General features: G+C 62.5%; 11 protein-coding genes. 6 read left to right on the top strand and 5 right to left on the bottom strand.

Annotated elements, in window-relative coordinates; genetic code table 11:
- Positions 1-78 precede the first annotated feature (78 nt).
- Genes ATN37_RS19325 through ATN37_RS19310 form a run of 4 tightly spaced genes read left to right on the top strand, consistent with a single transcriptional unit; the run spans position 79 to position 4,893 of the window.
- Complete coding sequence (locus ATN37_RS19325; RefSeq protein WP_003945833.1) at positions 79-1,173, top strand: M20 family metallopeptidase; 1,095 nt, start codon at positions 79-81, stop codon at positions 1,171-1,173.
- Between the two features lie 2 nt (positions 1,174-1,175).
- Complete coding sequence (locus ATN37_RS19320; RefSeq protein WP_202426978.1) at positions 1,176-2,114, top strand: GNAT family N-acetyltransferase; 939 nt, start codon at positions 1,176-1,178, stop codon at positions 2,112-2,114.
- The gene (menC, locus tag ATN37_RS19315; protein WP_218695516.1) at positions 2,111-3,226 is read left to right on the top strand and encodes an o-succinylbenzoate synthase; all 1,116 of its coding nucleotides are present in this window, start codon (positions 2,111-2,113) and stop codon (positions 3,224-3,226) included. The genes ATN37_RS19320 and menC overlap by 4 nt, the downstream gene beginning before the upstream one ends.
- A 47-nt stretch (positions 3,227-3,273) precedes the next feature.
- Positions 3,274-4,893, top strand: a complete 1,620-nt coding sequence (locus tag ATN37_RS19310) for a CdaR family transcriptional regulator (RefSeq protein WP_003945928.1) — start codon at positions 3,274-3,276, stop codon at positions 4,891-4,893.
- 71 nt (positions 4,894-4,964) lie between these two features.
- On the opposite strand, the gene ATN37_RS19305 is transcribed toward ATN37_RS19310, so the two are convergent.
- From ATN37_RS19305 to ATN37_RS19295, 3 genes are all read right to left on the bottom strand, one after another.
- Complete coding sequence (locus ATN37_RS19305) at positions 4,965-5,861, bottom strand: serine hydrolase (RefSeq protein WP_007734380.1); 897 nt, start codon at positions 5,859-5,861, stop codon at positions 4,965-4,967.
- A gap of 156 nt (positions 5,862-6,017) precedes the next feature.
- Positions 6,018-6,653 (bottom strand): ScbR family autoregulator-binding transcription factor, encoded by a 636-nt coding sequence (locus ATN37_RS19300; protein ID WP_064074149.1) that lies wholly within the window; start codon positions 6,651-6,653, stop codon positions 6,018-6,020.
- A gap of 238 nt (positions 6,654-6,891) precedes the next feature.
- A complete protein-coding gene (locus ATN37_RS19295) occupies positions 6,892-7,320 on the bottom strand; it encodes an HIT family protein (protein WP_064074148.1) in 429 nt (142 codons plus the stop codon).
- Positions 7,321-7,407: 87 nt separating this feature from the next.
- Between ATN37_RS19295 and ATN37_RS19290 the strand changes: the two genes are divergently transcribed.
- Both ATN37_RS19290 and ATN37_RS19285 read left to right on the top strand, forming a co-directional pair.
- Positions 7,408-8,649 (top strand): glycosyltransferase, encoded by a 1,242-nt coding sequence (locus tag ATN37_RS19290; RefSeq protein WP_007734387.1) that lies wholly within the window; start codon positions 7,408-7,410, stop codon positions 8,647-8,649.
- Complete coding sequence (locus ATN37_RS19285; RefSeq protein ID WP_218695515.1) at positions 8,646-10,793, top strand: glycosyltransferase family 39 protein; 2,148 nt, start codon at positions 8,646-8,648, stop codon at positions 10,791-10,793. Before ATN37_RS19290 ends, ATN37_RS19285 begins: the two co-directional genes overlap by 4 nt.
- Positions 10,794-10,878: 85 nt before the next feature.
- Here ATN37_RS19285 and ATN37_RS19280 read toward each other — a convergent pair whose 3' ends face one another.
- Together ATN37_RS19280 and ATN37_RS19275 are read right to left on the bottom strand one after the other, a co-directional pair.
- Entirely contained in the window at positions 10,879-12,183 is a 1,305-nt protein-coding gene (locus tag ATN37_RS19280; protein WP_218695514.1) for an HNH endonuclease signature motif containing protein, read from the bottom strand.
- Positions 12,184-12,253: 70 nt separating this feature from the next.
- A complete protein-coding gene (locus ATN37_RS19275; RefSeq protein ID WP_218695513.1) occupies positions 12,254-12,901 on the bottom strand; it encodes an ABC transporter ATP-binding protein in 648 nt (215 codons plus the stop codon).

Below are 12,901 nucleotides of genomic sequence, written 5' to 3'. Positions count from 1 at the left end.
TCTTGGACAAGATCCGACAGGGTCGCTTCGACCAAGCTTGACTGCGAAGTTGCAAGTCGGTGACAGGAGAGCGTCGGAGTGGACAAGAAATCAATGGTGGCAGACCTGGCGGCGTTGGTAACCGCCGAGTCGCCCAGTTCCGATCTCGGCGCAGTCGATGCATGTGCGGACGTGGTGGCCGAAATCGGCGAACGCCACCTCGGAAGCACCCCCGAACGTATCCGCATAGACGGGCGCCAGCACTTGCGTTGGTCGTTCGGCGCGGAGCCGAAGGTGATGCTCCTGGGCCATTTCGACACCGTCTGGCCGCTCGGAACGCTCGCGGAGTTGCCCTGGTCTGTCACCGACAACATCGCCACCGGACCCGGAGTCTTCGACATGAAGGCCGGCATCGTCCAGCTCTTCCACGCGCTCGCATCGCTTCCGTCGCTCGACGGGGTGGTCGTGCTCCTCAATTCCGACGAGGAAATCGGCTCCCCGACCTCGCGCGCACTGATCGAGGAGCAAGCACGTCAGGTCGACGCGGTGCTGGTCCTCGAAGCCGCAGCCGACGGCGCAGTGAAGACCGCGCGCAAGGGTATGTCGCTGTACTGCGTCGACATCGAGGGACGCGCTGCACACGCCGGACTGGAACCGGAACGAGGTGTGAACGCTGTAGTGGAGCTCGCACACCAGATTCAGGCCGTGGTGGAGCTCGCGGACCCGGCGGCGGGAACGTCGGTGGTTCCGTCCGTGATCAGTGGCGGCACGACCACCAATACTGTTGCAGCGCAAGCGCAACTGTGGTGTGACGTTCGCATGTGGTCGGCGAAGGAACAGGAACGCATCGACCGTTCGATCCGTGCACTGACACCGGCGCTGGCCGAAAGTCGAATTTCGGTGTCCGGAGGCCCCAACCGTGGACCACTGGAATCAGTGTCTTCGGAGAAGCTGTACTTTCTCGCTCACCAGGTCAGCAGTGAGAGCGGTTTGGGGATGCTGCGCGACTGTGCCGTCGGCGGTGCATCGGACGGAAATTTCACTGCCGCAGTAGGAACTCCCACGTTGGACGGCCTCGGTGCCGTCGGCGGTGGCGCCCACGCAGCGACAGAACACGTAGAGATAGATCAGATGATCCCGCGCGCCACCTTGTTGGCCGGTCTGGTGACTCGAATCCTGGAGGGAGGACTGTGACGATGACGTCGCCGAACAATGTCCAACGCAAGACCGTTCAACCATTCGGAGGTGTATCGCCTTCACGGATGCGGCAGGCAATCAGCCAGGCCGAGCAGGCCGCTCTGCTTGCATGTGTGACTATCGAAACCGTCACCGGGCATGCCGAGTTGGAACAGGTATTCGGTCTGTTCGAGAAGGTATGGCAGCCGGAGAGCGGTAACCCTCCCGTCCATCGGGACATGATGAAAGCGCTCGCACACTCCGGTAACTACGTCGCCGGCGCGTTTCGTGGCGGAGATCTGATCGGCGGCTCGGTTGCATTCTTCGAGGAACCGCAACATCGTTCTTTGCATTCACACATCACGGGGATCCTGCCGAACGTGCAGAACGGGCACATCGGCCTCGCGTTGAAACTGTTCCAGCGAGCGTGGGCACTGGAACGGGGAATTCTCCACGTGCGGTGGACTTTCGACCCGCTCGTCGCACGCAATGCCTACTTCAACGTCTCGAAACTCGGTGCGTTCCCGATCCAGTATCTGCCGCGTTTCTACGCGCCGATGAACGACAGTCTCAACGGCGGCGCAGACAGCGACCGGTTGTTGATCGACTGGGAAATCGGTAGTAGCAAGGTTGCCGACGTCGTCGCCGGTTCGGGAGAAGTCCCGACTCCCGAGTCCTTGGGGGCGAGCGAACTGCTGTCCGTCTCCGAAGCCGGCCTGCCCGTGTTGAAGTCGACCAAGAATCGATTCGTCACTGTGGCTACACCGAATGACGTGTACACACTGCGTAAGTCGGACCCGACGGCAGCGAACGACTGGCGCCTGGCAGTCCGCGAGACTCTCGGTGGTGTGCTCGCCGAGAACGGAGTGGTTCTCGCAGTTACCAGAACCGGAAAGTACGTGCTGGACCGTGCGCCGGGAACACAGGCAGGCAGGACAACAGCGGAGGTTACATCGTGAAGATCGACGGAGTTGAACTACGCCGGGCGGCAATGCCGTTGAAGGCGCCGTTCCGTACCTCGTTCGGCACCGAGACCACCAAGGACGTGTTGTTCGTCAAGGTGGTCACCTCGGAATCGGAGGGCTGGGGCGAGTGCGTGGCGATGTCCGAGCCTCGCTACTGCTCCGAATACACGGACGGCGCCGCCGAAGTCCTTCGTAAGTTCCTGATTCCGTCTCTGGGTGAACTCACCGATCCCGACGTGCACGCACTGAGCGCGACGATGGAACAGTTCGCCGGGCACCCCATGGCCAAAGCGGCACTGGAAACCGCATTTCTCGACGCCGAGTTACGGGCTGCCGGGACGAGCATGTCTTCGTACTTGGGTGCAGTAGTCGATCGCGTACCCGCGGGTGTTTCGGTGGGTATCAAGAATTCGATCGACGAACTGCTCGAAGAGGTAGGCGGGTTCCTCGACGCCGGATACCTGCGCATCAAACTGAAGATCGAACCGGGCTGGGACATCGAGCCGGTTCGCGCAGTCCGCGAGAGGTTCGGCGACGACGTACTCCTCCAGGTCGACGCGAACACCGCGTACACCCTGGCTGACGCCCGTCATCTCCAGCGACTCGACGACTTCGACCTCCTGCTGATCGAGCAGCCGCTTCCCGAAGAGGAACTGCGTGGCCACGCCAGGCTGGCCGAGATGATGCGGACGCCGGTCTGCCTCGACGAGTCGATCACCTCCGCGAAGGTCACCGCCGACGCGCTGGCAATCGGTGCGTGCAGCGTGGTGAACATCAAACCGGGACGTGTGGGCGGTTATCTGGAATCGCGTCGTATCCACGACGTCTGCAAGGCCAACGGAATTGCCGTGTGGTGCGGCGGAATGCTCGAGACCGGAATCGGCAGGGCCGCCAACGTCGCGCTTGCCGCGCTCCCCGGATTTGCCCTACCAGGCGATACATCGGCTTCCGACCGGTACTTCGCCGAAGACATCACCGAGCCGTTCGTACTCGACAACGGTTACGTGAAGGTTCCGGAAGGACCGGGTATCGGCGTCGAACCGATCCCCGACCTGCTCGAAGCAATTACCACGTCGGTCGAATGGATCGGCATGGATCGGCTTTGACGAATCACTATGACACACTTCGTTCACAGGACGAAGGAGTGATAGACGTGGGCACCGTACGACCTCGCATCAGTTTGGTGCGGCTTCTCGAAGACGTGGGAACTACGGTGCTGAATCCGGTTGTCGGCGACCCGGAGGCGGTCCAGGAGATCGCCTCGGTGGTCATTCACGACCCCGACGACGACTCACCCTCGACACCGGACTCCATGGTGCTGCTCGTCGGCGTCACCGGAGGCGAACGTATCGCGGAGTCCGTGGCCGGCCTGGCCGAGCGCGGAGTACGCGTGGTGGTCGCGCGAGTGACCACCGAGGTCAGCGATGCGGACCGCGAATCCGTCATCGCCTCGGGCGTCGTGCTGTTGGCCTTGGCGCGTGGAGTTTCGTGGGTTCAGCTGACAAGCCTGCTTCATTCGGTGCTCTCGGCCCGAAACGAAGTCGGGCACATCCACTCACGCGGAGGCGGCCCGGCCGGCGATCTGTTCGCCTTCGCCAACGCTGTCAGCGCACTTCTCGATGCGCCGATCACGATCGAGGACCGCAGCTCACGGGTCATCGCCTTCTCCGGCCGCCAGGAAGAAGGAGACGGTCCACGTATCGCGACCGTTCTGGAGCGGCAAGTTCCTGACCAGTACATTCGAGTGCTCGAAGAGGCCGGGGTCTTCGACCGGCTCTATCGCAGCGACGATCCGGTGTGGGTCTCGGCCGAGACCCTCGGTACCAAAATGGGTCGTATCGCCGTGTCCATCAGAGCCGGCGACGAGTTCCTCGGCTCCATGTGGGTGGCAACCGGTGAGCCGATGTCCGACGACCGGATGCGTGCTCTGCGCGATTCTGCCGGGTTGATCGCGCTGCAGATGTTGCGGTTGCGCGGCGGTGCCGACGCCGAGCGCCGACTGCGCGCAGACCTGATCGCAACCCTTCTCGACGGTGGGTCAGGTGCGGTCGACGCGATGAATCGCCTCGGTCTCGGGACCGGCCCCGCACTCGTGATGGCTTTGGGTCGTAGGTCTTTCGAGGGATCGTCGAAGCCGGACGATGCCGCCCACGTGGTGCGACTGACCGACGCTCTGGCCATGCACCTCGGCGCCGTCCACTCGCAGTCGGCGGCAGCCTTGGTCAACGGAACCGGCTACGCGGTGCTGTCTGTACGAGGGCATTCCCCGGCCGAAGCCGAGTTGCAGGCGTTCCGTGTGGCCTCGGACTTCCTGGACCGCACCGGAGCGTCCGGCGACACGATCATCGGGATCGGCCGGGTCGTGACCAGACCGGCGCAGCTGAGCCGATCGAAGCGCGACGCCGAACATGCCCTCGAAGTGTTGTTGGCGGGACGAGCGTCGGGCAGCGTCGCCACCTTCAGTAGCGTCCACGTCGATGCCATCCTGTTGGAGATCGCGTCGGAAGCTGCAGCCGAAGGGTTCTCGGACCTCGGACCGATCGAGGCGATCGCCAGCCACGACGCCGCTCATGCGACCTCGTTCGTGGACACTCTCGATGCGTGGCTCAACGCGTTCGGTGATGTCGGTGACGCCGCGGCGTCATTGCACGTGCACCCCAACACCTTTCGGTATCGCCTCAGCAAGTTGAAGGGTATGGCCGCGTTGGATCTCGACGACCCCAACGTCCGCTTCCGGTTGATGGTGCATCTTCGTCTGCGCGGTCCACGCTAGCTCGAAAGCCGAAAAATGCGGGTCGCACTGATTTCTCAGCGCGACCCGCATTCTTTGTCAGTGGGTTCGGATCAGCTGTTGTTGCGAAGTGCTTCGACAGCGATGCGGCCGACGGTTCCGATGGAGGCGTCGATCTTCGGGGCGCGGTGGGTGAGCTCGTGGGACTTGGTGAAGACACCGACGGCGTAACGCTTGCCGTCCGGGTACGCCACGACGCCGGCTTCGTTTCGTACCAGTCCCAGCGTTCCGGTCTTGGCGGCGACAGTGACCTCGTCGGGGAAACCGGACGAAAGGCGGTGCGGCCAGACCTGCTTGCTCATGATGGTTCGGACCTCTTCACAAGCCGATGCGGGGCCGGCTTCATCCCTCCAGATTGCAGCCAGCAACATTGTGATCTCACGAGGAGTACTGGAATTGGAGCGGGCGGGATCCATGACGGAAATTGTCCGAAGAATTTCGATGGGGGGCATTTCCAGCAAGGTGCCCTTGTCGACGCCGAGGTCGTCGTAGACCGTCTTGAAGAGGCCTCGGCAGTCACGGACCAAGTTGGTCTTCTCCAAACCGAGCCCGCGCAGCGTTGCGACGATGTTGTCGAGTCCGAGACGCTCGTACAAGAAATCCGTGGCGGCGTTGTCGCTGAAGCTCATCATGAGCAGAGCGAGGTCTCGCCAGCTTGCAGTCACGTCGTCGGCGCAGCCGCCGATACCGATGCCGCCGGAGCGGAACTCGGCGGTCACCGTGGCGTGCTCGGTCGGATCAAGGGTGCCTGCCGCTACTTCACGGGCGTACTGAAGCACAACAGGAATCTTGAAAACGGAGGCGAGGATGACACCTTCGTCCGCGCCGTAGCCGAACTCTTCGCCGGAATCGATGTCGCGTGCGTGGACGTAGGCATCGGTCTTCGCTTCGGCGAGTACAGCAGCGATCTCCTGCTGTGCGCTCTCAACGTACGTGGCGGTTTCGGTCATTCGAGAAGCCCTTTCGTCGGTATCCATGTATCTGGGTTATTCGTGGATCTGACGATAGTGAGTCGACGACGGGGGGTCTTGTACGAATCGACGAAGGTTGGCGCACGGTTCGGTGCTGATACGCCGAATCATCCGGGCGTCGGGGTGTTCTCCGGATCAGGACGCATAAGTTTCGAGGCGACATCCGACCAGTTCGGCGACGTCGCTGCGTCGCTTGTCGGAGACCACGCCTGCCAACAGGAGGGTGAACAATTCGTCGATACGGTCGTTCAAATCGCTTCGTCTGGTGAGCACGTTCGAAACCAGTTGAACGCCGGTGAATGCCGAGATCACTACGCGACCCACCGATTCCGGCTCCACATCGTCGCGGATGTCGCCTTCGAGCTTCGCGGCCTCGGCCAGTTTTCGAAGCTCGCGGATCCACGCGACGTACGGGCCTTGCGAACCGTCGGCAGAGGCCAACTCGAGGGTAAGTCGGATTCCCGCACGAACAATAGGTTCTGCGACGAGTTGGCGGCCCATCTCGTGGCACACCATGACGAGCTGTTCCAGTGCCGGTGCGCCTGTGGCTGCAACTGCGGTGAAGGCACTGATCGAGATCTGGTGCTGTTCTTCGATCACCGCCTGAGCCAGTTCGTCTTTGGACGAGAAGTGAAAATAGACCGCGCCCTTGGTCATCTGCGCCGCGGACACGATGTCATTCATGCTCGTGCTGCCGTACCCCGTGACTTCGAACCGATCAGCAGCACCTTGAAGAATCTGTCGGCGACTGATCTTGGCACGTTCCTGCATTGCTCCCTTGTCCTCCGACTGTTAACACGTGAACCAGTTTTAGGGCCCTAGGTCCCGGACCAGCGACCCACGGTAGCAGCGAATCTCGTGCTCGCGCGACAGCGCGAAACGGACTGTTCGGTGTGCAATCGCAGGTCACGGTCGGTAGGAGCGACAAATGCGACCGCCGCAACCTCCGTTGGAGGCTGCGGCGGGGAGTCCAGTTATCGGCCAGCGAAATTCGGTCGAAGGTATGCGATCAACGAGTCGAGACAGTTGCCTCGAAGCCGAGGTCGCGTAGCGCCGACTTGAGTTTGGTCTGTGCCTCGTCGAGAGATTCGGGTGACGGCGAGGTGTCGGCGCCACTGATGTCGAAGTTCCCCATGTCGTATGCGGGGAAAACATGAACGTGAAGATGCGGAACTTCCAGACCTGCGATGAGGAGACCCGCCCGAGGCGCGTCGAACGCCTTCCGCACGGCTTGGCCGAGGTTGCGGGCAACAGCGGTGACCTTGGCAAAGAGTTCAGGATCCACGTCCTGCCACTGATCGACCTCGGCTCGCGGAACCACAAGCACGTGGCCCTGCGTTACCGGCGCGATGGTCAAGAACGCGACGACGTCCTCGTCCTCCCACACGAAACGTCCTGGTAGATCCCCGTTGATGATGGCACTGAAGACTGAAGGCATACCCCGAGATTAGCCCGCGTCCGGTTGCCAGGAAACTCCCAGGCTGGACGCAGGTTCGTCGGAGCCGGCCCGACAAATCTAGGACGCATGACGACAGAAGCCATGCAGACCGCGGGCAGCACGGACGCAGAGGAGGTCTCCGCGACGACTGTAGTGCTGGACGTGGTCGTCCCGGTATACAACGAAGAGGCAGGCCTCGAGACGTGCGTGCGGCGCCTGCGCCGGCATTTACGCACGCAGGTGCCATTCTCTGCACGAATTACCATCGCGGACAACGCCAGTGTCGACGGCACGTTGGCACTCGCACGTTCCCTCGCCGAAGAATTCGACGACGTCCGGGTCGTCCACCTGGATGCGAAGGGTCGTGGTCGAGCACTGCGGCAGGTATGGAGCGACTCCGATGCCGACGTGGTCGCGTACATGGACGTCGACCTCTCGACCGACCTCAACGCCCTGATGCCGTTGATTGCTCCGTTGCTCTCCGGACACTCGGACATCGCCATCGGTTCCCGGCTGGCACGATCGTCCCGCGTGGTGCGCGGCCCCAAGCGTGAGTTCATCTCACGTAGCTACAACCTCATCCTCCGAAGCGCACTGCATGCTCGCTTCTCCGACGCCCAGTGCGGATTCAAAGCCATGCGCGTCGATGTTGCACGGCAACTACTTCCGCTGGTGGAGGACACCGGGTGGTTCTTCGATACCGAATTGCTGGTGCTGGCCGAGCGAGCGGGCATGCGGATTCACGAGGTCCCTGTCGACTGGGTGGACGACCCGGACAGTCGGGTGGACATCATTGCCACGGCAGTTGCCGACCTCAAAGGTGTGGTCCGTGTCGGGCGAGCACTGTCTACCGGTTCCCTTCCATTGGCCGAGCTCAGGGCAAGTTTCGGACGTGAACCGTTGGTTCCCGGAGTTCCACGAGGAATGGTCGGGCAGCTCTCACGCTTTGCCGTGGTGGGAGTCATTTCGACGCTCGCGTACGCGCTGCTCTACCTCGCTCTGCACTCGATCATGGGTGCGCAGTGGGCCAACGCCGTCGCATTGCTGGTGACCGCGGTATTCAACACCGCCGCCAACCGGGCCTTCACCTTCGGGATCCGAGGGTCGGAAGGATCCGCTCGTCACCAGATGCAGGGCCTGCTCGTGTTCGGGTTCGGTCTACTGCTCACCAGCGGATCGTTGTTCGTGCTCGACGTCATGGCGCCCGATGCTTCCAAGCACGTGGAGCTTGCCGTACTCGTCATCGCCAATCTTGTTGCCACAGTCAGTCGATTCATCGCACTGCGCTGGGTGTTTCGCACCGCACAATCCGTAGGAGCCAATCGATGACCGCCACTGCAGAGACACTCGCCGCGCCGCTGCCAGCGCCGGAACCGCAACGTCAGGTGCGCTGGGAACCGTGGGCGCTGGGAGTGTTGTTGGTGGGCACCGGAGTCGCCTACATCTGGGGCCTGGGCGCGTCCGGATGGGCCAACTCGTTCTATGCCGCTGCGGTACAGGCAGGTTCGGTGTCGTGGAAGGCTTTCTTCTTCGGCTCCTCGGACGCTGCAAACTCGATCACCGTCGACAAGCCGCCCATGTCCCTGTGGTTGATGTCGCTGTCGGTTCGCATCTTCGGACTCAATTCCTGGGCGATGTTGGTGCCGCAGGCACTCCTCGGGGTCGGATCGGTTGCACTGTTGTGGGGAACGGTTCGACGGTATTTCGGTGCGGCCGCCGGCCTCCTCGCGGGCCTGGTACTTGCGCTCACACCCGTAGCGGCGCTGATGTTCCGGTTCAACAACCCGGATGCTCTGCTGGTGCTCCTGATGATCGCAGCAGTGTGGGCGATGATGCGCGCCGTGCAGGACGGCCGCACCCGCTGGCTCGTGTTGGTCGGTATCTTCTGCGGATTCGGTTTCCTGACAAAGCAATTACAGGTCATGTTGGTGGTTCCACCGCTGGCGCTCACCTATCTGGTCGCCGGACCGCCGAAACTGGGTAAGCGCGTACTCCAACTGTTCGCGGCACTGGGCGGACTGATCGTTTCCGCCGGATGGTGGTTGGCAATCGTCGAACTGTGGCCGGCCGACTCGCGTCCGTGGATCGGTGGTTCACAGAACAATTCGATTCTCGAACTGACGCTCGGCTACAACGGGCTCGGGCGCTTGAGCGGCAACGAGACCGGAAGCGTCGGCGGCGGCGGAATGCGCGGTGCTGGTGATGCCGCGGCCGGCGCTGCTGCGGGCGGTTTCCCAGGTATGGGCGAGGCGGCAGGTGGTATGGCCGGGGGAGGTATGGCACCAGGTGGTGGGGCCGGCGGTGGTATGTGGGGGAGTACCGGCATTGCCCGACTGTTCGAATCGGCCCAGGGCGGACAGATCGCCTGGTTGATTCCTGCTGCGCTGATACTTCTGGTGGCTGGAATCGTGCTGCGAGGCAGGGCACCCCGCGCTGATACACAGCGCGCGTCATTCAGCGTCTGGGGACTGTGGCTGTTGGTGACCGGACTGACCTTCAGTTTCATGGCGGGAATCTTCCACGCCTACTACACCGTTGCGCTGGCGCCGGCGATCGCCGCGCTGATCGGTTCAGGATCGGTAGTGGCGTGGCGTCATCGTGACGTCCTCTGGGTTCGCATCATTCTGGCGGTGTCCTTGGCCGCAACCGTCGCGATGGCGTGGGTACTGCTCGGACGCTCGCCTACGTTCGTACCGTGGCTTCGCTGGACCATTCTGGTGGTCGGCATCGTCAGTGCCGTGGCAGTGCTGATTCCGGCAGTGACGCGAGGTCGATTGGCTGTGGCAGTGATTCTCGCAGCGATCTTCACCGGTCTGGCAGGTCCGACTGCATACGCGATCGACACGATCAACACTCCGCATACCGGTTCCATAGTTTCGGCCGGACCGAGCGTCGAAGGTGGAATGGGCGGGCCCGGCGGTGGCCGCGGAGGATTCGGCGGATTCGGTGGCACGGCTGATGGCGGTAACCGTCGGACTGACGGGGCTGGGACCGGAATGCCGGGCACGCCCCCTGCAGGAATGGGTCAGATACCCGGTGGTGCAACAGTTCCGGGCGGTACCACGCCGACCACCGACGGAACGCGAGGCGCAATGGGAGGCGGTGCCGGTGGTCTACTGCAGGGCAGCACGCCGGGAGCCGCTGTTGTGTCCACACTCGAAGAGAACTCCGACCAGTTCACGTGGGTAGCCGCGGCAATCGGGTCCAACAGCGCCTCGGGTTATCAGCTTGCGACGCAGTCACCGGTCATGGCTATCGGAGGGTTCAACGGGAGCGATCCGTCGCCGACACTCGCGCAGTTCCAGCAGTACGTGGCAGAGGGCAAGATTCACTTCTTCATCGCCGGCGGTGGGATGGGTGGCGGTATGAACGCCGAAGGCACCGCTACCGCTATCTCGACGTGGGTGACCGAAAACTTCACCGCCACAACGGTGGACGGAGTAACCCTCTACGACTTGACGGTTGCAGGCTGACCAACAGGAACGCACGCCAGGTCCGCATCGGAGGTGCTTCCTCCGATGCGGACCTGGCGTGAAGTTGTATGCCTGAGGTTCGTCCTCAGGTTTTGAAGGTGGTGTTCGCCGGCCGCGGGTGCTGCTGCGGGTCGATCGAGGGTGGCGGGATGAACCAGGGTTTGTTGTCGACTCCTATTCGGATTTCCCATTTGCCGACGAACCCGGATTTTCGGTGCATCAGTCGGTGGTGTGAACGGCACAGCAGGACCAGGTTGTTCATCACCGTCGGGCCGCCGTTCGCCCAGTGCCGGATATGGTGCGCATCAGTCCAGGCCGGTACACATGTGCAGCCGGGGAACGCGCAGCCTCTGTCCCGGGCGATCAACGCCACTCGCTGTTCGGCGGTGACCAATCGTTTTCCTGGTTGCGCATCCAACGGCGCGCCGTGACTGTCGAGCAGGACGGTGGACAGGAAACAATCACAGCCGAGGAGTCTGGTCTGCGACACGGACAGTGGTCCGAGCCAGGGCATGTGCCCGACATCGAGATCCGACGCAGACTCTTCACCATCAGCAGTGGAGGGTGTTGCGGCGCAGTCACGGTGCTCAGCGAGATCACGTGCGTTGATGTGCACGTTCACGTGCGGGCGTTGGCCACCATCGGTACCGGTTTTCGCGCAGTCCAGGTAACGGCGGATCAGTTCGGTGAACCCGTCCGCCGTGCGCTTCGCCGTCGACCGAGCATCCGGGGTTCCATCGGGTGCCGGGGTGGGCATCGTCAGATTCGACAACGCCGACAGCAGCATTTCCCCGGTGAGGGCGTCGAAATCGCCGCGCACCACCACCCGACCGTTCAATGTCGACGCGATTCGCAACTCATTGAGATCGACATCCTCGGCGGGCGGAATCTCATCGGATTCGAACAACCTCTCCAACGTCGCGATCACGTTCCGCACCTTCGTCGTCGTCGCCTCCACCCCCGACGCAGCCGCCAACAGTAGGTCGATACAACGAGGGAGCGCCTCCTCCGGCATCCCCTTCGGCGGTGACTCACAGAACGCCACGATCAACACAGCATGATCGAACGAGCAATCCCCGCCATCGAACCGAGCAGCCACCGCCGGAAACGGCCGCAACGCTGCACCGAGAGCGGCGATCTTTTTCCCGTCCCGAACCTGCAGCATGGTGTTAGCCGCCAACCACGCACCCACTCCGCGGCTGGCAATCACCTGATCATCCGGGCGCAACGACAACTCGTCGACCACCGCCACTCGAACGGCTTCCAGGCGCAGAATCTCCGCACTCGCCTCGACAGCAGCAGCGCGCAACTCGGCAGCAGTCAACTGCCACAGGCGTCCGCGTAACCCCACCGCAGAACCAGACACCACATCCGACAACAAGACGCTCATTGAATCCCCCGATCCCCTCCCCAAATCATACTCGAACACGTGTTCGAGTCAAGAGTTGATTTCGCAGGGGCTAAGCGCTGATACTGTCGAGGTCGTGGACCACGTCGCAGCAGGCGTCGAGTAATTCGCGATCATGGCTGATGAGTAATACGCCGACGCCGGTTTCGGAGGCGCGACTCTCGATCAATCGAATGAGCGCGGCCGTCGTGGCGGCGTCGAGCATCGCAGTCGCCTCGTCGCAGATGAGGTATTTCGGTTGTTGCGCCAGCGATCTCGCCAGGCAGGCGCGCTGTAGTTGGCCGTCGCTCACCTGGTGGGGTCTACGGGACAAGAGATCGGGAGTGAGGCCCACTTCTGCTGCCAGTGCGACCACATCGATTGACCTACTGGCAATATCGCTGGGTTGACCGATGATCGAGGCGAGCGTCTGCCGAGGGTCGGTTGATGCGCGAGGTGACTGAAACAGCATGGACACCGTCCCGCGTAGTGCCGCGGGTACCGAGAATTTGGTACCCACGACGGGTGATCCGTCGATCCGCACCTCGCCTGACCACGGTGCGTCCAACGTGGCGAGAATCCTTGCAAGTGTTGTTTTTCCGGTGCCCGAAGTCCCGCTCAGGCCGATCAGCCTTCTCGGCGGAATTTCGAGCGAGACGTTCCCGAGCACCGGTCGGTCCCGGTGGTAACCGCTGGTAATTCCCAGAGCTTGCAAACTCAT

Source organism: Rhodococcus sp. MH15 (assembly GCF_019266045.1).
In the GTDB taxonomy this organism is placed as follows: Bacteria; Actinomycetota; Actinomycetes; order Mycobacteriales; family Mycobacteriaceae; genus Rhodococcus_F; species Rhodococcus_F qingshengii.
Note: the sequence above shows the minus strand (reverse complement) of the source record. Positions and strands in the feature narration are given on the sequence as shown.

Coding starts and splice junctions, on each gene's coding strand:
- ATN37_RS19295 (WP_064074148.1), bottom strand. CDS start 7,320: ATGCCTTCAGTCTTCAGTGCCATCATCAACGGGGATCTACCAGGACGT.
- ATN37_RS19300 (WP_064074149.1), bottom strand. CDS start 6,653: ATGCAGGAACGTGCCAAGATCAGTCGCCGACAGATTCTTCAAGGTGCT.
- ATN37_RS19320 (WP_202426978.1), top strand. CDS start 1,176: ATGACGTCGCCGAACAATGTCCAACGCAAGACCGTTCAACCATTCGGA.
- ATN37_RS19305 (WP_007734380.1), bottom strand. CDS start 5,861: ATGACCGAAACCGCCACGTACGTTGAGAGCGCACAGCAGGAGATCGCT.
- ATN37_RS19280 (WP_218695514.1), bottom strand. CDS start 12,183: ATGAGCGTCTTGTTGTCGGATGTGGTGTCTGGTTCTGCGGTGGGGTTA.
- ATN37_RS19275 (WP_218695513.1), bottom strand. CDS start 12,901: ATGAGTTTGCAAGCTCTGGGAATTACCAGCGGTTACCACCGGGACCGA.
- ATN37_RS19290 (WP_007734387.1), top strand. CDS start 7,408: ATGACGACAGAAGCCATGCAGACCGCGGGCAGCACGGACGCAGAGGAG.
- ATN37_RS19285 (WP_218695515.1), top strand. CDS start 8,646: ATGACCGCCACTGCAGAGACACTCGCCGCGCCGCTGCCAGCGCCGGAA.